Genomic DNA, 19,619 nt, shown 5'->3' on the forward strand with positions numbered 1-19,619 from the left:
CTTAAGCTTTTGATCTTACTTCGCGGATCCGACTTATCCACAAAGAGAGTCGATCCTAATAAGAGATCACAATAGAACAGATCTCTATATAAAGATCTTCTTTTTAATACTCAGGATCCCGGAGTCTTTCTCAAAAGACCAAAGCCGAGTAGAATCCACGGCCCGGGCTTCAATCCATTTTCAAACCGCGTTATGCGAGGCAGACCACCATGTTTTATCAGGATCCTTTTGACGTCATTATCATTGGCGGGGGTCACGCAGGCACTGAGGCCGCAATGGCCGCAGCGCGTATGGGTCAACAGACCCTGCTTTTGACACACAATATCGACACGCTGGGGCAGATGAGCTGCAACCCGGCGATTGGCGGCATTGGGAAAGGACACCTGGTAAAAGAAGTGGACGCGCTCGGCGGCCTGATGGGCAAAGCGATCGATCAGGCAGGCATCCAGTTTAGGATACTAAACGCCAGCAAAGGCCCCGCGGTGCGCGCCACTCGCGCCCAGGCTGACCGCGTGCTGTACCGTCAGGCGGTACGCACTGCGCTGGAGAACCAGCCGAATTTGATGATCTTCCAGCAGGCAGTGGAAGATCTGATTGTCGAAAACGATCGCGTCGTAGGCGCAGTCACCCAGATGGGCCTCAAATTCCGTGCCAAAGCGGTGGTGCTGACCGTCGGAACCTTCCTTGACGGCAAAATCCATATTGGTCTGGATAACTACAGCGGCGGACGCGCCGGCGATCCGCCGTCGATCCCGCTGTCTCGTCGTCTGCGTGAACTGCCGCTGCGCGTAAGCCGACTGAAAACCGGGACCCCGCCGCGCATTGACGCGCGCACCATCGATTTCAGCGTGTTGGCTCAACAGCATGGCGATAACCCGATGCCGGTCTTCTCGTTTATGGGATCTGCCGATCAGCATCCGCGTCAGGTGCCGTGCTACATCACCCACACTAACGAGAAAACCCATGACGTGATCCGCAATAACCTCGATCGCAGCCCCATGTACGCCGGGGTGATCGAAGGGATCGGTCCACGCTACTGCCCGTCGATCGAAGACAAAGTCATGCGCTTTGCCGATCGCAACCAGCATCAGATCTTCCTCGAACCGGAAGGCCTGACCTCAAACGAAATTTATCCGAACGGCATCTCCACCAGCCTGCCGTTCGATGTGCAAATGCAAATCGTCCGTTCCATGCAGGGGATGGAAAATGCGCGGATCGTCCGTCCTGGCTACGCTATTGAGTACGACTTCTTCGACCCGCGCGATCTGAAACCGACGCTCGAGAGCAAATTCATTCAGGGTCTGTTCTTCGCCGGTCAGATCAACGGCACTACCGGTTATGAAGAAGCGGCGGCTCAGGGTCTGCTGGCCGGTCTTAACGCTGCTCGCTTCTCGGCGGAAAAAGAGGGCTGGGCGCCGCGTCGCGATCAGGCCTACCTCGGCGTGCTGGTGGATGACCTGTGTACTCTGGGTACCAAAGAACCGTACCGCATGTTTACCTCTCGTGCTGAATATCGTCTGATGCTGCGCGAAGACAACGCCGACCTGCGTCTGACTGAGCAGGGGCGTGAGCTGGGTCTGGTGGATGATGAACGCTGGGCGCGTTACAACGAGAAGCTGGAAAGCATTGAGCGCGAACGCCAGCGCCTGAAATCGACCTGGGTGAACCCGCAGGCTGAGAGCGCTACCGAAGTGAACGCTCACCTGACCGCGCCGCTGTCGCGCGAAGCCAGCGGTGAAGATCTGCTGCGTCGCCCGGAAATGACCTACGAGCAGCTGGTTCAGCTCTCGCCGTTCGCGCCGGGGCTGGAAGATCGGCAGGCGGCTGAGCAGGTTGAGATCCAGGTGAAGTATGAAGGCTATATCGCGCGCCAGCAGGATGAGATCGAGAAACAGCAGCGCAACGAGAATACCTTGTTACCGGCGACACTCGACTACCGTCAGGTCACCGGACTGTCTAATGAAGTGATCGCTAAACTAAACGACCATAAACCGTCGTCGATAGGGCAGGCGTCACGTATTTCCGGGATCACCCCGGCGGCGATCTCTATTTTGCTGGTTTGGTTGAAAAAGCAGGGGATGCTGCGTCGCAGCGCCTGATTGCGGCAGCCTGCCGCGCTGATTTCCCACTTGCATAATCAGCTTTCGCCTTTATTATTCCTGGCCCGGTAAGCGTTAGCGCCTCCGGGCTCATTATTTTTTGAAGGTACTTACCGTGCTCAACAAACTTTCTCGTCTGCTGGATGAAGCGGGTATTTCGCTCACCGATCACCAGAAAAATCAGCTGGTGGCTTACGTCGGGCTGCTCGATAAGTGGAACAAAGCCTATAACCTGACCTCCGTTCGCGATCCAAATGAGATGCTGGTGCGTCATATCCTCGACAGCATCATCGTCGCGCCTTATCTGCAGGGCTCGCGCTTTATCGATGTCGGTACGGGACCGGGGCTGCCGGGGATCCCGTTGGCTATCGTGCGCCCGGAGTCGCATTTCACCCTGCTGGACAGCCTTGGCAAACGCGTGCGCTTCCTGCGTCAGGTGCAGCATGAACTGAAGCTGGATAACGTCACGCCGGTGCAGAGCCGCGTGGAAGCTTTCCCGGCCGAGCCGCCGTTTGATGGCGTGATAAGCCGCGCCTTCGCGTCGCTTAATGATATGGTGAGCTGGTGCCATCATTTGCCGGCCGCGAACGGTCACTTCTATGCGCTCAAAGGGTTAGCGCAAAAAGACGAAATGGAAAACCTGCCGGAAGGGTATGCCATAGCCGAGGTCATTGAGCTGCATGTTCCTCAGCTGGAAGGGGAGCGGCACCTGGTGGTGATTACGCCAAAATCGAGTTAATTTTTATCAAAAAATGTGGAAAAAATGTGGCCCATGAATGTTACAAAAATAAAGGTCACCTCCTGATATTATTGGGCTGCATTTAACCATGTTTTTACTATGGTTTTTCTTGCGGTTAACTTAGCGTAAGTGATTCACTGACAAAATAGTCAACTTTGAAAATATCAGGGTGCTAAAAATCGACAATGATGATCAGCATCGTGATGTTAAATTTTTATTATAAATGTCAATAAAAGGTTTTTATTGTATGTGGGGTTGTTTTAGATAATGTCCTCACTTTTTATCTTGAATATCAAAAACATGAAAAATAGTGTTTTATGTCCTTGATTCATTAAAGGGCGCTTGAAATGTTTATTATGTGATCTAATGCACGCTTTAATTGCCGTGTTTCCACGTTATTTGCAGTTTTGTATGACCGCTCACAGAACGCTGAAATGCACGGAAAGTTGTCCGTTGGAAAATAATTAAACATTTATTCACTATTTTGCTACTTATTGTTTGAAATCACGGGGCGTCACCGTATAATTTGTCCGCTTTTTGATGCTTGACTCTTCGTCTTAAAGGACGTTTTATACGACACGCGACATACCTCAAAGGGAGCAGGAGTAAAAACGTGATGTCAGTGTCGCTCTTGAGTCGAAACGTTGCTCGCAAGCTTCTGTTTATTCAGTTACTGGCAGTAATGGCAAGTGGACTGCTGTTTAGCCTCAAAGACCCCTTCTGGGGCATTTCCGCGGTATGCGGCGGTTTGGCAGTGGTTTTGCCAAACCTGATGTTTATGATTTTTGCCTGGCGTCATCAGGCGCATACACCAGCAAAAGGCCGTGTGGCCTGGACCTTCGCCTTCGGTGAAGCCTTCAAGGTGTTGCTGACCTTCGCCCTCCTGGCGGTGGCGCTGGCCGTTTTAAAAGTGGTATTTTTGCCACTGATCGTGACGTGGGTTTTGGTGCTGGTGGTACAAGTTCTGGCGCCAGCTGTAATCAACAACAAAGGGTAAAAGGCATCATGGCTTCAGAAAATATGACGCCGCAGGAATACATAGGTCACCATCTGAACAACCTTCAGATTGATCTGCGTACTTTCTCGCTGGTGGATCCGCACAACCCCCCGGCCACCTTCTGGACGCTCAACATTGACTCCATGTTCTTCTCGGTGGTTCTCGGTCTGCTGTTCCTGGCCATGTTCCGTAGCGTTGCTAAGAAAGCGACCAGCGGCGTACCAGGGAAATTCCAGACCTTCATCGAAATGATCATCGGCTTCGTCCATGGCAGCGTCAAAGACATGTACCATGGCAAGAGCAAGGTTATCGCGCCGCTGGCGCTGACCGTGTTCGTCTGGGTCTTCCTGATGAACCTGATGGACCTGCTGCCAATCGACCTGCTTCCTTATATCGGCGAACACATTTTCGGCCTGCCTGCACTGCGCGTGGTTCCGTCTGCTGACGTGAACATCACCCTGTCGATGGCGCTTGGCGTGTTCATCCTGATTATTTTCTACAGCATCAAAATGAAAGGCGTAGGTGGGTTCGTTAAAGAACTGACCATGCAGCCGTTCAATCACTGGGCGTTCATTCCTGTCAACTTAATCCTTGAAGGGGTAAGCCTGCTGTCCAAACCGGTCTCTCTCGGTCTGCGACTGTTCGGCAACATGTATGCCGGTGAGCTGATTTTCATTCTGATTGCTGGTCTGTTGCCGTGGTGGTCACAGTGGGTTCTGAATGTGCCTTGGGCCATTTTCCACATCCTGATTATTACGCTGCAAGCCTTCATCTTCATGGTTCTGACGATTGTCTATCTGTCGATGGCGTCTGAAGAGCATTGATTTTTACCAACACTACTACGTTTTAACTGAAACAAACTGGAGACTGTCATGGAAAACCTGAATATGGATCTGCTGTACATGGCTGCCGCTGTGATGATGGGTCTGGCGGCAATCGGTGCTGCGATCGGTATCGGCATCCTCGGAGGTAAATTCCTGGAAGGCGCAGCGCGTCAGCCGGATCTGATCCCTCTGCTGCGTACTCAGTTCTTTATCGTTATGGGTCTGGTGGATGCTATCCCGATGATCGCTGTAGGTCTGGGTCTGTACGTGATGTTCGCCGTCGCGTAGTAAGTTGTTAGAAACCTAAGCCACAGAGTTAATTAAAGAGGTATTGTGCTGTGAACATGAACGCAACAATCCTCGGCCAGGCCATCGCGTTTGTTATCTTCGTATGGTTCTGCATGAAGTACGTATGGCCGCCTTTAATGGCTGCCATCGAAAAACGCCAGAAAGAGATTTCTGACGGTTTAGCTTCTGCAGAACGCGCTAAGAAAGATTTGGACCTTGCACAGGCCAACGCGACCGACCAGCTGAAAAAAGCGAAAGCGGAAGCCCAGGTAATCATTGAGCAGGCGAACAAGCGCCGCTCTCAGATTCTGGACGAAGCTAAAGCTGAAGCAGAACAGGAACGCACCAAAATCGTTGCACAAGCGCAGGCTGAAATTGATGCTGAGCGTAAACGTGCACGCGAGGAGCTGCGTAAGCAGGTCGCTATCCTGGCTGTTGCTGGCGCCGAGAAGATCATCGAACGTTCCGTGGATGAAGCTGCTAACAGCGACATCGTGGATAAACTTGTCGCTGAACTGTAAGGAGGGAGGGGCTGATGTCTGAATTTGTAACGGTAGCTCGCCCCTACGCCAAAGCAGCTTTTGACTTTGCCGTCGAACACAACAGTGTTGAACGCTGGCAGGATATGCTGGCGTTTGCCGCCGAAGTGACCAAAAACGACCAAATGGCAGAGCTTCTCTCCGGTGCTTTGGCGCCGGAAACGCTCTCAGAAGCGTTTATCGCTATCTGCGGCGAGCAACTTGACGAAAACGGCCAGAACCTGATTAAGGTGATGGCGGAAAATAATCGTCTGAAGGTGCTCCCGGACGTTCTTGAGCAATTCATTCACCTGCGCGCGGCCAGTGAGGCCATCGCAGAGGTAGAAGTCATATCTGCCAACCAACTGAGTGATGAACAGCTTGCCAGGATCGTCAGCGCGATGGAAAAACGTCTGTCACGCAAAGTTAAGCTGAATTGCAAAATCGATAAGTCTGTTATGGCAGGTATTATCATCCGTGCGGGTGATATGGTCATTGATGGCAGCGTACGCGGCCGTCTTGATCGCCTTGCAGACGTCTTGCAGTCTTAAGGGGACTGGAGCATGCAACTGAATTCCACCGAAATCAGCGAACTGATCAAGCAGCGCATTGCTCAGTTCAATGTTGTGAGCGAAGCTCATAACGAAGGTACTATTGTTTCTGTAAGTGACGGTGTTATCCGCATCCACGGCCTTGCCGAATGTATGCAGGGTGAGATGATCTCCCTGCCGGGTAACCGTTACGCTATCGCACTGAACCTGGAGCGCGACTCCGTTGGTGCGGTGGTGATGGGTCCGTACGCTGACCTCGCCGAAGGCATGAAGGTGAAATGTACTGGCCGTATCCTGGAAGTTCCGGTTGGCCGTGGCCTGCTGGGCCGCGTGGTTAACACCCTGGGCGCGCCAATTGATGGTAAAGGTCCGCTGGAAAACGACGGTTTCTCCGCCGTTGAAGCGATCGCGCCGGGCGTAATCGAACGTCAGTCCGTCGATCAGCCGGTACAGACCGGTTATAAATCCGTTGACGCCATGATCCCAATCGGTCGTGGTCAGCGTGAACTGATCATCGGCGACCGTCAGACCGGTAAAACTGCGCTGGCTATCGATGCCATCATCAACCAGCGTGATTCCGGCATCAAGTGCGTCTATGTTGCTATCGGCCAGAAAGCGTCCACCATCTCTAACGTGGTGCGTAAACTGGAAGAGCACGGCGCGCTGGCTAACACCATCGTGGTGGTAGCGACTGCATCCGAATCTGCTGCACTGCAATACCTGGCGCCATACGCGGGTTGCGCAATGGGCGAATACTTCCGCGACCGCGGTGAAGATGCGCTGATCGTTTACGATGACCTGTCTAAACAGGCTGTTGCTTATCGTCAGATCTCCCTGCTGCTCCGTCGTCCGCCAGGACGTGAAGCGTTCCCGGGCGACGTATTCTACCTCCACTCTCGTCTGCTGGAGCGTGCTGCGCGTGTTAACGCCGAATACGTTGAAGCCTTCACCAAAGGTGAAGTGAAAGGGAAAACCGGTTCTCTGACCGCGCTGCCGATTATCGAAACCCAGGCGGGTGACGTTTCCGCGTTCGTTCCGACCAACGTAATCTCCATTACCGATGGTCAGATCTTCCTGGAAACCAACCTGTTCAACGCCGGTATTCGTCCTGCGGTTAACCCGGGTATCTCGGTATCCCGTGTGGGTGGTGCAGCGCAGACCAAGATCATGAAGAAACTGTCCGGTGGTATCCGTACCGCGCTGGCGCAGTATCGTGAACTGGCGGCGTTCTCCCAGTTTGCATCCGACCTTGACGATGCAACCCGCAAACAGCTGGACCACGGTCAGAAAGTGACCGAACTGCTGAAACAGAAACAGTATGCGCCGATGTCCGTCGCGCAGCAGTCTCTGGTTCTGTTCGCAGCAGAACGTGGTTATCTGGCTGATGTAGAACTGGCGAAAATCGGTAGCTTCGAAGCCGCTCTGCTGGCTTACGTCGACCGTGATCACGCTCCGCTGATGCAAGAGATTAACCAGTCCGGTGGCTATAACGACGAAATCGAAGGCAAGCTGAAAGGCATCCTCGATTCCTTCAAAGCAACCCAGTCCTGGTAACGTCTGGCGGTCTGTCTTAGGGCAGGCCGCAAGGCATTGAGGAGAAGCTCATGGCCGGCGCAAAAGAGATACGTAGTAAGATCGCAAGCGTCCAGAACACGCAAAAGATCACTAAAGCGATGGAGATGGTCGCCGCTTCCAAAATGCGTAAATCGCAGGAGCGCATGGCGGCCAGCCGTCCTTACGCAGATACTATGCGCAAAGTGATTGGTCACCTTGCGAACGGTAATCTGGAATATAAGCACCCTTACCTGGAAGAACGCGACGTTAAGCGCGTGGGCTACCTGGTGGTGTCGACCGACCGTGGTTTGTGCGGCGGCTTGAACATTAACCTGTTCAAGAAACTGCTGGCGGAAATGAAAGCATGGTCCGATAAAGGCGTTCAGTGCGACCTCGCAATGATCGGCTCTAAGGGCGTCTCTTTCTTTAACTCCGTTGGCGGCAACGTCGTTGCACAGGTGACCGGTATGGGGGATAACCCATCCCTGTCCGAACTGATCGGCCCGGTAAAAGTGATGTTGCAGGCCTATGATGAAGGCCGTCTGGACAAGCTGTACGTTGTCAGCAACAAATTTATTAACACCATGTCTCAGGTTCCGACGATCACTCAGCTGCTGCCGTTACCGGCATCAGAAGACGCTGATCTAAAACGTAAATCCTGGGATTACCTGTATGAGCCCGATCCGAAAGCGCTGCTGGATACCCTCCTGCGCCGCTACGTCGAGTCTCAGGTTTATCAGGGCGTGGTTGAAAACCTGGCCAGCGAGCAAGCCGCCCGTATGGTGGCGATGAAAGCCGCGACCGATAATGGCGGCAGCCTGATTAAAGAGCTGCAGTTGGTATACAACAAAGCTCGTCAGGCCAGCATTACTCAGGAACTCACCGAGATCGTCTCGGGGGCCGCCGCGGTTTAACCAGGTTATTTCGTAGAGGATTTAAGATGGCTACTGGAAAGATTGTCCAGGTAATCGGCGCCGTGGTCGACGTCGAGTTCCCTCAGGATGCCGTACCACGCGTGTACGAAGCCCTTGAGGTACAGAATGGTAATGAAGTTCTGGTGCTGGAAGTTCAGCAGCAGCTGGGCGGCGGTATCGTGCGTACCATCGCCATGGGTTCTTCCGATGGTCTGCGCCGCGGTCTGGATGTAAAAGACCTCGAGCACCCGATCGAAGTCCCGGTTGGTAAAGCTACGCTGGGTCGTATCATGAACGTACTGGGTCAACCGGTCGACATGAAAGGCGACATCGGCGAAGAAGAGCGTTGGGCTATCCACCGCGCAGCACCGTCTTATGAAGAGCTGTCCAGCTCTCAGGAACTGCTGGAAACCGGCATCAAAGTTATCGACCTGATGTGTCCGTTCGCGAAGGGCGGTAAAGTCGGTCTGTTCGGTGGCGCGGGTGTAGGTAAAACCGTAAACATGATGGAGCTGATCCGTAACATCGCGATCGAGCACTCCGGTTACTCCGTGTTTGCGGGCGTAGGTGAACGTACTCGTGAGGGTAACGACTTCTACCACGAAATGACCGACTCCAACGTTATCGACAAAGTATCCCTGGTGTATGGCCAGATGAACGAGCCGCCGGGAAACCGTCTGCGCGTTGCGCTGACCGGCCTGACCATGGCTGAGAAGTTCCGTGACGAAGGTCGTGACGTTCTGCTGTTCGTCGATAACATCTATCGTTACACCCTGGCCGGTACTGAAGTATCCGCACTGCTGGGTCGTATGCCTTCAGCGGTAGGTTACCAGCCGACACTGGCGGAAGAGATGGGCGTTCTGCAGGAACGTATCACCTCCACCAAAACCGGCTCTATCACTTCCGTACAGGCGGTATACGTACCGGCGGATGACTTAACTGACCCATCCCCAGCCACTACCTTTGCTCACTTAGATGCAACCGTAGTACTGAGCCGTCAGATCGCATCCCTGGGTATCTACCCGGCCGTTGACCCGCTGGACTCCACCAGCCGTCAGCTGGATCCGCTGGTTGTTGGTCAGGAGCACTACGACACCGCTCGTGGCGTTCAGTCCATTCTGCAGCGTTATCAGGAACTGAAAGACATTATCGCCATCCTGGGTATGGATGAACTGTCTGAAGAAGATAAACTGGTGGTAGCTCGCGCGCGTAAGATCCAGCGCTTCCTGTCCCAGCCGTTCTTCGTGGCAGAAGTATTTACCGGTTCTCCGGGCAAATACGTCTCCCTGAAAGACACCATCCGTGGCTTTAAAGGCATCATGGAAGGCGAATACGATCACCTGCCGGAGCAGGCGTTCTACATGGTCGGTTCTATCGACGAAGCCGTGGAAAAAGCCAAAAAACTTTAACGCCTTAATCGGAGGGTGATATGGCAATGACTTACCACCTGGACGTCGTCAGCGCAGAGAAACAAATGTTCTCTGGTCTGGTCGAGAAAATCCAGGTAACGGGTAGCGAAGGTGAACTGGGTATTTACCCGGGGCACGCGCCGCTGCTCACCGCCATTAAGCCTGGTATGATTCGCATCGTTAAGCAGCACGGTCACGAAGAATTTATCTACCTGTCAGGCGGCATTCTTGAAGTGCAGCCGGGTAGCACGACCGTCCTGGCGGATACCGCAATTCGTGGCCAGGATCTCGACGAAGCGCGAGCCCTGGAAGCGAAACGTAAGGCTGAAGAGCACATTAAGAGCTCTCATGGTGACGTGGATTACGCTCAGGCGTCCGCGGAACTGGCCAAAGCGATCGCTAAACTGCGCGTTATCGAGTTGACCAAAAAAGCGATGTAACACCGGCTTGAACGTAAAAAGCCAGTCTGGTTTCCAGGCTGGCTTTTTTTATGGCCAGCTGCTGACGAGCGGATGAAGTGAAAACAGAATTCACCCTTAATTGTTATTGATTAGTTAAATGATGAAGCGTAGACTCTGTTTTATGTGATGTGTGTCACATAAAATAGCGTTATCAAATTGCACCTGCGTCAGGAATTCATCATGAAACTGTTCCATAAAATCATCGCTAAATTTAGCGTCCTGAGCTTCTAAGCTCCGCGCTATCTCCCCCGCTGACACGACGTATCGCCCATCAAAACGACAACACTGGCGATGTGAAACCGGGCAAAGAAGGTCACCTGACGGTGGCCTTTCGTTTTTAATCACTACATCAATCACTTTGCCGCCCTCCCCCCGCCAGCGACTGGCGACGATTATCCTGGTTCTTCCCGCTATGGGTGCTGAAAACCGCTTTCCGCAGCGGCTTTATTCAGGTGACGAAAAAACAGCAAAAGCAGTGAGATAGTCAATGATTATCCTCCCTACCCTCCTTTTTCAGCGTTAAACTGATTTGCAGTGGTTAAAAATAGCGTCATAAAATGGTGTATAGCCGTGAGCCTGGACGTTTTCTCCACGTCTCGTTTTATGATGAAAAATATGTAGAAATTTCAACGTGAAAGGCTTTTACTTTTCGTTCTAACTACCGTCAGGATGAGTATGTCAAATAGTGCGATGAGCGTGGTTATCCTTGCCGCAGGCAAAGGGACCCGCATGTATTCCGATCTTCCTAAGGTGCTGCATACCCTGGCCGGGAAGCCAATGGTGCAGCATGTCATTGATGCCGCTAACGATTTAGGCGCATGTGCGGTACACCTGGTGTACGGCCACGGCGGCGATCTGCTGCGTCAGACGCTGCATGAAGACAACCTGAACTGGGTGCTGCAGGCCGAGCAGCTAGGAACCGGGCACGCCATGCAGCAGGCGGCGCCGTTCTTCAATGATGATGAAGACATCCTGATGCTCTACGGCGACGTGCCGCTGATCTCCGTCGAGACGCTACAGCGCCTGCGCGCCGCGAAACCGCTGGGCGGGATTGGTCTGCTGACGGTGAAGCTGGATGATCCAACCGGCTATGGCCGCATTACCCGTGAGAATGGCCAGGTGACAGGCATCGTTGAGCACAAAGATGCCAGCGAGGCGCAGCGCCAGATTCAGGAAATTAACACCGGGATCCTGATCGCCGGCGGAGCAGATCTCAAGCGCTGGCTGGCGAAGCTCACCAATAACAACGCCCAGGGCGAATACTACATCACCGATGTCATCGCCATGGCGCATCAGGAAGGTCACGAGATCGTTGCCGTGCATCCCCAGCGCCTGAGCGAAGTCGAAGGCGTCAACAATCGCCTGCAGCTTGCGCGCCTGGAGCGCGTCTACCAGGCTGAGCAAGCGGAAAAGCTGCTGCTGGCGGGGGTGATGTTGCGCGATCCGGCGCGTTTCGATCTGCGCGGTACGCTGCAGCACGGGCGCGATGTGGAGATCGATACTAACGTTATTCTGCAAGGCTGCGTCGTGCTGGGCGATCGCGTGAAAATCGGCGCCGGCTGCGTGATTAAAAACAGCACTATCGGCGATGATTGCGAAATCAGCCCCTACAGCGTGGTGGAAGATGCCCAGCTGCAGGCGGCCTGCACCATCGGCCCATTTGCTCGTCTGCGCCCGGGCGCCGAACTGCTGGAAGGCGCCCACGTTGGCAACTTCGTGGAAATGAAAAAGGCGCGTCTTGGCAAAGGCTCCAAGGCGGGTCATCTGACCTATCTGGGCGATGCGGAGATCGGTGATAACGTCAATATCGGCGCGGGCACCATCACCTGCAACTATGATGGCGCGAATAAACATAAAACGATTATTGGCGATGATGTCTTTGTCGGCTCGGATACCCAGCTGGTGGCCCCGGTCACGGTAGGCAACGGCGTCACGATCGCCGCCGGCACCACCGTCACACGCAATATCGCCGATAACGAACTGGTGTTGAGCCGCGTACCGCAGGTCCACAAACAGGGCTGGCAGCGTCCGGTGAAGAAAAAATAAACAGGATTGTCGCCGGGGGTGAAAAACGCCCGGCGAACCAGGATGAGAGGGTCAATATAGATCCCCGTCCGCAGGCAGTACCATAACAATAACCCCACTCTCTACAAGGCTCGGGGCGCCCGGAAAACGGGCAAATACAGGTCAGCGACAACGCATGGCATATCGCCATTATCAGGAAATTTAACTATGTGTGGAATTGTTGGCGCAGTCGCGCAGCGTGATATTGCTGAAATCCTTCTCGAAGGTTTACGTCGTCTGGAATACCGTGGCTATGACTCTGCCGGTCTGGCGGTAGTCGACAGCGAAGGTCATATGACCCGCGTGCGTCGCCTGGGTAAGGTACAGATGCTGGCTCAGGCGGTCGAAGAGCAACCGTTACACGGTGGTACCGGGATCGCCCATACTCGTTGGGCGACGCACGGCGAACCGTCTGAGAGCAATGCGCATCCGCATGTTTCTGAACACATTGTGGTGGTCCATAACGGGATCATCGAAAACCACGAGCCGCTGCGCGCACTGCTGCAGTCTCGCGGCTATGTCTTCGTCACTGAGACCGATACCGAAGTTATCGCCCATCTGGTGCACTGGGAGCTGGAACAAGGTGGTACCTTGCGTGAAGCCGTGCTGCGCGCCATCCCGCAGCTGCGCGGCGCCTACGGCACCGTCATCATGGATACCCGCGACCCGGGAACTCTGCTGGCGGCCCGCTCCGGTAGCCCACTGGTTATCGGTCTGGGCATGGGTGAAAACTTTATCGCCTCCGACCAGCTGGCGCTGCTGCCGGTTACCCGCCGCTTCATCTTCCTCGAAGAGGGCGATATTGCGGAAGTGACTCGTCGCTCGGTGGTGATTTTCGATAAATCCGCTGCGCAAGTGAAGCGCCAGGAGATCGAATCCAATCTGCAGTATGACGCCGGCGATAAAGGTATCTATCGCCACTATATGCAGAAAGAGATTTTCGAACAGCCGAACGCGATTAAGAACACCCTGACCGGGCGTATCAGCCACGGCGAAGTCGATCTCAGCGAGCTGGGGCCGAACGCCAATGAAATGCTGGCTCAGGTCGAACATATTCAGATTGTTGCCTGCGGGACCTCCTATAACTCCGGGATGGTCTCCCGCTACTGGTTTGAAGCGTTAGCCGGCGTGCCGTGCGATGTGGAAATCGCCTCCGAATTCCGCTATCGCAAGTCCGCGGTGCGTCGTAACAGCCTGATGATCACCCTTTCCCAGTCCGGTGAAACTGCCGATACGCTGGCGGCGCTGCGATTGTCGAAAGAGCTGGGCTATCTCGGCTCGCTGGCCATCTGCAACGTGCCGGGCTCGTCGCTGGTGCGCGAATCCGATCTGGCGCTGATGACCAAAGCCGGAACGGAAATTGGCGTGGCCTCGACCAAGGCCTTTACCACTCAGCTGACGGTGCTGCTGATGCTGGTGGCGAAACTGGCGCGATTGAAAGGTCAGGATGCGTCCATTGAGCATGATATCGTCCACGGCCTGCAGGCGCTGCCGAGTCGTATCGAGCAGATGCTCTCTCAGGACAAGCGTATTGAGCAGCTGGCAGAGCGTTTCTCTGATAAGCACCATGCGCTGTTCCTCGGCCGCGGCGATCAGTATCCGATAGCCATGGAAGGGGCGCTGAAGCTGAAAGAGATCTCCTACATTCACGCGGAAGCCTACGCGGCGGGCGAGCTGAAACACGGCCCGCTGGCGCTGATTGATGCGGAAATGCCGGTGATCGTGGTGGCGCCGAACAACGAGCTGCTGGAAAAACTGAAATCCAACATCGAAGAAGTTCGCGCCCGCGGCGGTGAACTGTACGTCTTCGCCGACGGTGACGCCGGCTTCAACGGCAGCGACAATATGCACATCATTGAGATGCCGCATGTCGAAGAGACCATCGCCCCCATCTTCTACACCGTGCCGCTGCAGCTGCTGGCTTATCACGTTGCGCTGATCAAAGGCACAGACGTTGATCAGCCGCGTAACCTGGCGAAATCGGTCACGGTTGAGTAACGTATTACCTCTTTTGCAAAGGGCTGCCGGCGGTGGCCCTTTTTTATTTTCACCTGCTGTTTTTCGCCGATCTTGTGCGCAATATGTGGGATGGCGATAGACGACAAACGATCGTTTTGCACTGCGATTTGGCTGTCATAAAAAGAAAATTATTCCGTCATTGTATGGTCATGCTTGCAGATAACCATTTGAGTTATAAGCGTATTATTTGACGAAAAATCCCTTCGCCCGGCCTGTCATAAAACTGTCATAATTCGTACATTTTACTGTCACCTCTTTGACCTATTTTGCTCACCATAGCCTCGAAACAATGATTTACGAATCCCAGCAGGAGACATTATGAACGTTATGCGTACCACCGTCGCAACAGTTGTCGCCGCGACCTTATCGATGAGCGCTTTCTCTGCTTTCGCAGCAGCAAGCCTGACTGGCGCAGGTGCAACTTTTCCTGCGCCGGTGTATGCCAAATGGGCTGACACCTATCAGAAAGAAACCGGCAATAAAGTGAACTACCAGGGTATTGGTTCCTCTGGTGGCGTTAAGCAGATTATTGCCAACACCGTTGATTTCGGTGCTTCTGATGCTCCGCTGGCTGATGACAAACTGACCCAGGAAGGTCTGTTCCAGTTCCCGACCGTGATCGGCGGCGTGGTGCTGGCGGTTAACCTGCCTGGCGTGAAATCCGGCGAGCTGGTGCTGGATGGCAAAACCCTCGGCGATATCTATCTGGGTAAAATTAAAAAATGGGATGACGAAGCGATCGCTAAACTCAACCCGGGTCTGAAGCTGCCGTCGCAGAATATCGCCGTGGTTCGCCGCGCCGATGGTTCCGGTACCTCCTTCGTCTTCACCAGCTACCTGTCCAAAGTGAATGAAGAGTGGAAATCGAAAATCGGCGCAGGCTCTACCGTTAACTGGCCAACCGGTCTTGGCGGTAAAGGCAACGACGGTATCGCCGCCTTTGTTCAGCGTCTGCCGGGCTCGATTGGTTACGTCGAATACGCTTACGCCAAACAAAACAATCTGGCGTACACCAAACTGGTCTCTGCCGATGGCAAACCGGTTAGCCCGACTGAAGACAACTTCGCTAACGCCGCAAAAGGCGTTGACTGGAGCAAGTCTTTCGCTCAGGACCTGACTAACCAGAAGGGTGAAAATGCATGGCCGATCACCTCAACCACCTTCATCCTGGTGCATAAGGCGACTAACAAGCCTGAGCAGACCGCTGAAGTGCTGAAGTTCTTCGACTGGGCGTATAAAAACGGCGGGAAAGAAGCGAATGCGCTGGATTACGCATCGCTGCCGGAAAGCGTGGTTGAGCAGGTTCGTGCGGCATGGAAAACCAACGTCAAAGACAGCAGCGGTAAAGCGCTGTACTAACAGTAGATTTTTGACGAAGATGGCGGGGGCGTTCAGCGCTGCCCGCCCTACGGTTCAGACTGTAGGCCCGGAAGCGAACGCCACCGGGCATTTATTCGAACAAGCTTTAATACGTAAAGAGTAATCTATGGCTGCAACCAAGCCTGCATTTACCCCTCCGGGGAAAAAGGGTGACATGATTTTCAGTGCGCTGGTAAAACTGGCTGCGCTGATTGTGCTATTGATGCTGGGCGGCATCATCGTTTCCCTGATCATCTCTTCCTGGCCGAGCATTCAAAAGTTTGGCTTTGCCTTTTTGTGGACCAAAGAGTGGGATGCGCCCAACGAAATCTTCGGCGCGCTGGTGCCGATTTACGGGACCCTGGTGACTTCTTTTATCGCGCTGCTGATCGCCGTACCGGTGAGCTTCGGCATCGCGCTGTTTCTGACGGAACTGTCCCCCGCCTGGCTCAAGCGTCCGCTGGGCATTGCGATTGAGCTGCTGGCCGCGATCCCGAGTATCGTGTACGGCATGTGGGGCCTGTTTATTTTCGCCCCGCTGTTTGCGACTTACTTCCAGGAGCCTGTCGGTAACGTCCTGTCGACTATTCCGTTCGTCGGCGCGCTGTTTGCTGGCCCGGCGTTTGGTATCGGTATTCTCGCCGCTGGCGTTATTCTGGCCATCATGATCATCCCTTATATCGCCGCGGTAATGCGTGATGTTTTCGAACAGACGCCGGTGATGATGAAAGAGTCGGCCTATGGCATCGGCTGCACCACCTGGGAAGTGATCTGGCGCATCGTATTACCGTTCACCAAGAACGGGGTGATCGGCGGCGTGATGCTCGGTCTGGGCCGCGCGCTGGGTGAAACCATGGCGGTCACCTTTATCATCGGTAACACCTACCAGCTCGACAGCATATCGCTGTATATGCCGGGGAACAGCATTACCTCCGCGCTGGCCAACGAATTCGCCGAAGCCGAAACCGGTCTGCACGTGGCGGCGCTGATGGAACTGGGTCTGATCCTGTTCGTTATCACCTTTATCGTTCTGGCGGCGTCGAAGTTTATGATTATGCGCCTCGCGAAGAATGAGGGGGCACGCTAATGGCGACCATTGAAATGCAAAGCACCGCCGAGCTGGCGGAGTCTCGCCGCAAGATGCAGGCTAAACGCCGCATGAAGAACCGTATCGCCCTGGCGCTGTCGATGGCCACCATGGCGTTTGGTTTGTTCTGGCTTATCTGGATCCTGATGGCGACGATAACCCGCGGCTTCGACGGCATGAGCCTGGCGCTGTTTACCGAAATGACGCCGCCGCCGAATACCGCGGGCGGCGGTCTGGCCAACGCCCTCGCCGGCAGCGGCCTGCTGATCCTGTGGGCAACTATCTTTGGTACGCCGCTGGGTATCCTCGCTGGAATTTATCTGGCGGAGTATGGCCGCAAGTCGGTGCTGGCGGAAATTATCCGTTTTATTAACGATATTCTGCTTTCCGCGCCGTCTATCGTGGTTGGTCTGTTCGTCTACACCATCGTGGTGGCGCAGATGCAGCACTTCTCCGGCTGGGCGGGGGTGATCGCCCTGGCGCTGCTGCAGGTGCCTATCGTTATTCGTACCACCGAAAACATGCTGAAACTGGTGCCGGATAGCCTGCGTGAAGCGGCCTATGCGCTGGGTACGCCGAAGTGGAAGATGATCTCGGCGATCACCCTGAAAGCGTCCGTCTCGGGGATTATGACCGGGATCCTGCTGGCTATCGCCCGTATCGCCGGGGAAACGGCGCCCCTGCTGTTTACCGCGCTGTCCAACCAGTTCTGGAGCACCGACATGATGCAGCCGATTGCCAACCTGCCGGTGACCATTTTCAAATTTGCCATGAGTCCGTTTGCGGAGTGGCAGCAACTGGCATGGGCCGGGGTATTGATTATCACCCTGTGCGTCTTGCTGCTGAACATCCTGGCGCGCGTTATCTTCGCCAAGAAGAAACACGGTTAATTTTGCGGCGCAGCGACAGCTGCGCTGAATGAGGAAGAGATTGAGATGAGTATGGTGAATACAGCCCCGGGTAAGATTTCAGTTCGCAACCTGAACTTCTACTACGGTAAATTCCATGCCCTGAAGAACATCAACCTGGATATCACCAAAAACCAGGTGACGGCGTTTATCGGTCCGTCAGGCTGTGGTAAATCCACTCTGCTGCGTACGTTCAACAAAATGTTTGAACTGTATCCGGAGCAGCGCGCGGAAGGCGAGATCCTGCTGGATGGCGACAACATTCTGACCAACACCCAGGATATCGCCCTGCTGCGTGCCAAGGTTGGCATGGTATTCCAGAAGCCAACGCCGTTCCCGATGTCCATTTACGACAACATCGCTTTCGGCGTGCGCCTGTTTGAAAAGCTGTCCCGTGCCGATATGGATGAGCGCGTGCAGTGGGCGTTGACCAAAGCCGCATTATGGAATGAAACCAAAGATAAACTGCACCAGAGCGGGTATTCTCTCTCCGGCGGTCAGCAGCAGCGCCTGTGCATCGCCCGCGGTATCGCGATCCGCCCGGAAGTCCTGCTGCTTGATGAACCTTGCTCAGCGCTGGACCCGATCTCTACCGGGCGTATCGAGGAGCTGATCACCGAGCTGAAGCAGGATTACACCGTCGTTATCGTGACTCACAACATGCAGCAGGCTGCGCGTTGCTCCGACCATACGGCATTTATGTATCTTGGCGAGCTGATTGAGTTCAGTAACACGGATGACCTGTTCACCAAGCCCGCGAAGAAACAAACTGAAGATTATATTACTGGCCGCTACGGTTGATTTGCCCTTGTGCTTTCAGGCTCTCACCAGTTGGGCAATCAGGAGACACCATGGACAACCTAAATCTTAACAAACATATTTCCGGCCAGTTCAACGCTGAACTGGAGTATATCCGCACCCAGGTGATGACCATGGGTGGGCTGGTGGAGCAACAGCTTTCTGATGCGATCACCGCCATGCATAACCAGGACAGCGATCTGGCGAAACGCGTGATTGACGGCGACAAGCAGGTCAACATGATGGAAGTGGCGATCGATGAAGCCTGCGTGCGCATCATCGCCAAGCGCCAGCCGACCGCCAGCGACCTGCGCCTGGTGATGGCGATCATCAAGACCATCGCTGAGCTGGAACGCATTGGCGACGTGGCGGATAAAATCTGCCGTACCGCGCTGGAGAAGTTTTCCCAGCAGCACCAGCCGCTGCTGGTGAGCCTCGAATCGCTGGGCCGCCATACGGTGCAGATGCTGCATGACGTGCTGGATGCCTTCGCGCGTATGGATCTCGACGAGGCGGTACGTATCTATCGCGAAGACAAGAAAGTCGACCAGGAGTATGAAGGCATCGTGCGTCAGCTGATGACCTACATGATGGAAGACTCGCGCACTATCCCCAGCGTTCTGACGGCGCTGTTCTGCGCGCGCTCCATCGAACGTATCGGCGACCGCTGCCAGAATATTTGCGAATATATTTTCTACTTCGTCAAAGGCCAGGATTTCCGTCATGTGGGCGGCGATGAACTGGATAAACTGCTCGCCGGAAAAGATCCGAAAGAGTAATAATCATTTTGTCTAATTCTGATAAATGGATTTATCAGAATTAGATATGCTTCCTCCAGCGGCAGCGATATTGCTGCGATTATCGTCACAATTAACAGGCTGCCCGTTTGAGTTCTTCATTTTATCGCGTAACAATCAGTATCCACTGACTGAGCGCGCAAGCTCAGAATGTTTTAAACGGATTGTTACTGCGACAGCAGGCAAAACCTGATATTGCCCCCCCCACGGCGGCGATATCAGGTTTTTTTATG

The 19,619-nt window shown here is 54.2% G+C and carries 18 protein-coding genes; all 18 read left to right on the forward strand.

Annotation, left to right across the window (positions count from 1 at the left end):
- Positions 1 to 209 precede the first annotated feature (209 nt).
- The 18 genes from mnmG to phoU all read left to right on the forward strand — a co-directional run bounded on the left by mnmG (position 210) and on the right by phoU (position 19,368).
- Positions 210 to 2,099: a tRNA uridine-5-carboxymethylaminomethyl(34) synthesis enzyme MnmG gene (mnmG, locus tag ACOI7D_RS25000; protein ID WP_044525111.1), complete on the forward strand. Its 1,890-nt coding sequence runs from the start codon at positions 210 to 212 to the stop codon at positions 2,097 to 2,099.
- A 115-nt stretch (positions 2,100 to 2,214) separates the two neighbouring features.
- Complete coding sequence (rsmG, locus tag ACOI7D_RS25005; RefSeq protein WP_044525110.1) at positions 2,215 to 2,838, forward strand: 16S rRNA (guanine(527)-N(7))-methyltransferase RsmG; 624 nt, start codon at positions 2,215 to 2,217, stop codon at positions 2,836 to 2,838.
- 616 nt (positions 2,839 to 3,454) lie between these two features.
- The gene (gene atpI, locus ACOI7D_RS25010; RefSeq protein WP_004202310.1) at positions 3,455 to 3,835 is read left to right on the forward strand and encodes a F0F1 ATP synthase subunit I; all 381 of its coding nucleotides are present in this window, start codon (positions 3,455 to 3,457) and stop codon (positions 3,833 to 3,835) included.
- 8 nt (positions 3,836 to 3,843) lie between these two features.
- Positions 3,844 to 4,659 carry a F0F1 ATP synthase subunit A gene (gene atpB, locus ACOI7D_RS25015; RefSeq protein ID WP_023291475.1) on the forward strand — a complete coding sequence of 272 codons (816 nt, stop codon included), beginning with the start codon at positions 3,844 to 3,846 and terminating at the stop codon, positions 4,657 to 4,659.
- Positions 4,660 to 4,707: 48 nt separating this feature from the next.
- A complete protein-coding gene (gene atpE, locus ACOI7D_RS25020) occupies positions 4,708 to 4,947 on the forward strand; it encodes a F0F1 ATP synthase subunit C (protein ID WP_000429386.1) in 240 nt (79 codons plus the stop codon).
- 50 nt (positions 4,948 to 4,997) lie between these two features.
- Complete coding sequence (gene atpF / locus ACOI7D_RS25025; RefSeq protein ID WP_004107293.1) at positions 4,998 to 5,468, forward strand: F0F1 ATP synthase subunit B; 471 nt, start codon at positions 4,998 to 5,000, stop codon at positions 5,466 to 5,468.
- A 14-nt stretch (positions 5,469 to 5,482) separates the two neighbouring features.
- Positions 5,483 to 6,016 (forward strand): F0F1 ATP synthase subunit delta, encoded by a 534-nt coding sequence (atpH, locus tag ACOI7D_RS25030; protein WP_004202307.1) that lies wholly within the window; start codon positions 5,483 to 5,485, stop codon positions 6,014 to 6,016.
- 12 nt (positions 6,017 to 6,028) lie between these two features.
- Positions 6,029 to 7,570 (forward strand): F0F1 ATP synthase subunit alpha, encoded by a 1,542-nt coding sequence (gene atpA, locus ACOI7D_RS25035; RefSeq protein WP_004144995.1) that lies wholly within the window; start codon positions 6,029 to 6,031, stop codon positions 7,568 to 7,570.
- Between the two features lie 50 nt (positions 7,571 to 7,620).
- Positions 7,621 to 8,484, forward strand: coding sequence for a F0F1 ATP synthase subunit gamma (gene atpG / locus ACOI7D_RS25040; protein WP_004144996.1), 864 nt, complete (start codon positions 7,621 to 7,623; stop codon positions 8,482 to 8,484).
- 26 nt (positions 8,485 to 8,510) lie between these two features.
- Positions 8,511 to 9,893 (forward strand): F0F1 ATP synthase subunit beta, encoded by a 1,383-nt coding sequence (gene atpD / locus ACOI7D_RS25045; RefSeq protein ID WP_023291474.1) that lies wholly within the window; start codon positions 8,511 to 8,513, stop codon positions 9,891 to 9,893.
- Between the two features lie 20 nt (positions 9,894 to 9,913).
- Positions 9,914 to 10,333 (forward strand): F0F1 ATP synthase subunit epsilon, encoded by a 420-nt coding sequence (locus ACOI7D_RS25050; protein ID WP_004107274.1) that lies wholly within the window; start codon positions 9,914 to 9,916, stop codon positions 10,331 to 10,333.
- Between the two features lie 696 nt (positions 10,334 to 11,029).
- A complete protein-coding gene (gene glmU / locus ACOI7D_RS25055; protein ID WP_109546788.1) occupies positions 11,030 to 12,400 on the forward strand; it encodes a bifunctional UDP-N-acetylglucosamine diphosphorylase/glucosamine-1-phosphate N-acetyltransferase GlmU in 1,371 nt (456 codons plus the stop codon).
- Between the two features lie 186 nt (positions 12,401 to 12,586).
- The gene (glmS, locus tag ACOI7D_RS25060) at positions 12,587 to 14,416 is read left to right on the forward strand and encodes a glutamine--fructose-6-phosphate transaminase (isomerizing) (RefSeq protein WP_023291472.1); all 1,830 of its coding nucleotides are present in this window, start codon (positions 12,587 to 12,589) and stop codon (positions 14,414 to 14,416) included.
- 339 nt (positions 14,417 to 14,755) lie between these two features.
- Positions 14,756 to 15,796 carry a phosphate ABC transporter substrate-binding protein PstS gene (pstS, locus tag ACOI7D_RS25065; protein WP_023291471.1) on the forward strand — a complete coding sequence of 347 codons (1,041 nt, stop codon included), beginning with the start codon at positions 14,756 to 14,758 and terminating at the stop codon, positions 15,794 to 15,796.
- Between the two features lie 127 nt (positions 15,797 to 15,923).
- Positions 15,924 to 16,883 carry a phosphate ABC transporter permease PstC gene (pstC, locus tag ACOI7D_RS25070; protein ID WP_004145004.1) on the forward strand — a complete coding sequence of 320 codons (960 nt, stop codon included), beginning with the start codon at positions 15,924 to 15,926 and terminating at the stop codon, positions 16,881 to 16,883.
- Entirely contained in the window at positions 16,883 to 17,773 is an 891-nt protein-coding gene (gene pstA, locus ACOI7D_RS25075) for a phosphate ABC transporter permease PstA (RefSeq protein WP_023291470.1), read from the forward strand. Before pstC ends, pstA begins: the two co-directional genes overlap by 1 nt.
- Positions 17,774 to 17,818: 45 nt before the next feature.
- Positions 17,819 to 18,592 (forward strand): phosphate ABC transporter ATP-binding protein PstB, encoded by a 774-nt coding sequence (gene pstB, locus ACOI7D_RS25080; protein WP_004145006.1) that lies wholly within the window; start codon positions 17,819 to 17,821, stop codon positions 18,590 to 18,592.
- Between the two features lie 50 nt (positions 18,593 to 18,642).
- Positions 18,643 to 19,368, forward strand: a complete 726-nt coding sequence (gene phoU, locus ACOI7D_RS25085; protein WP_004145007.1) for a phosphate signaling complex protein PhoU — start codon at positions 18,643 to 18,645, stop codon at positions 19,366 to 19,368.
- Positions 19,369 to 19,619: the final 251 nt, after the last annotated feature.

The organism is Klebsiella sp. C360 (assembly GCF_048822415.1).
GTDB lineage: Bacteria > Pseudomonadota > Gammaproteobacteria > Enterobacterales > Enterobacteriaceae > Klebsiella > Klebsiella quasipneumoniae.